The sequence below is a fragment of the Tabrizicola aquatica genome (assembly GCF_002900975.1).
Classification (GTDB): domain Bacteria; phylum Pseudomonadota; class Alphaproteobacteria; order Rhodobacterales; family Rhodobacteraceae; genus Tabrizicola; species Tabrizicola aquatica.
Genome location: NZ_PJON01000011.1, coordinates 1 through 786 on the forward strand (window position 1 = coordinate 1; position 786 = coordinate 786).

1 protein-coding gene is annotated in these 786 nt (G+C 62.5%); it reads right to left on the reverse strand.

Translation table 11 applies throughout. From position 1 onward, the window contains the following. Window positions 1-786, reverse strand: a 786-nt coding sequence (locus tag CXR42_RS19235) for an elongation factor Tu (protein WP_103259222.1), incomplete at both ends; no start/stop codon positions are given.

Consider the following 786-nt stretch of genomic DNA (forward strand, 5'->3'; position numbering starts at 1 on the left):
GAGCTTGCGGAACATCTCGACGCCGGTGCAGACCGACTTCTTGGTCTCGCGGATGCCCACGATCTCGACTTCGTCGCCGACGTTGATCACGCCACGCTCCACCCGGCCGGTCACAACCGTGCCGCGGCCCGAGATCGAGAACACGTCTTCGATCGGCATCAGGAACGGCTGGTCGATCGCACGCGCCGGGGTCGGGATGTACTCGTCAACCGCCTTCATCAGCGCGCGGATCGAATCCTCGCCGATGTCCTTGCGCTCGCCGATCATCGCCTGGTGGGCCGAGCCCTTGATGATCGGAATGTCGTCGCCCGGGTATTCGTAGGACGAGAAGAGCTCGCGCACTTCCATTTCCACGAGTTCCAGCAGCTCTTCATCGTCAACAAGGTCGACCTTGTTCATGTAGCAGACCATGTACGGAATGCCGACCTGACGGCCGAGCAGGATGTGCTCGCGCGTCTGCGGCATCGGGCCGTCGGACGCCGCGCAGACCAGGATCGCGCCGTCCATCTGCGCCGCGCCGGTGATCATGTTCTTCACATAGTCGGCGTGGCCGGGGCAGTCGACGTGGGCGTAGTGACGGTTCTCGGTCTCATATTCCACGTGCGCGGTCGAGATCGTGATCCCGCGTGCCCGCTCTTCCGGCGCGCCGTCGATCTGGTCATAGGCCCGGAATTCGCCGAAATACTTCGTGATCGCCGCCGTCAGCGTCGTCTTGCCGTGGTCAACGTGACCAATGGTCCCGATGTTCACATGCGGCTTGTTACGTTCAAACTTTGCCTTCGCCAT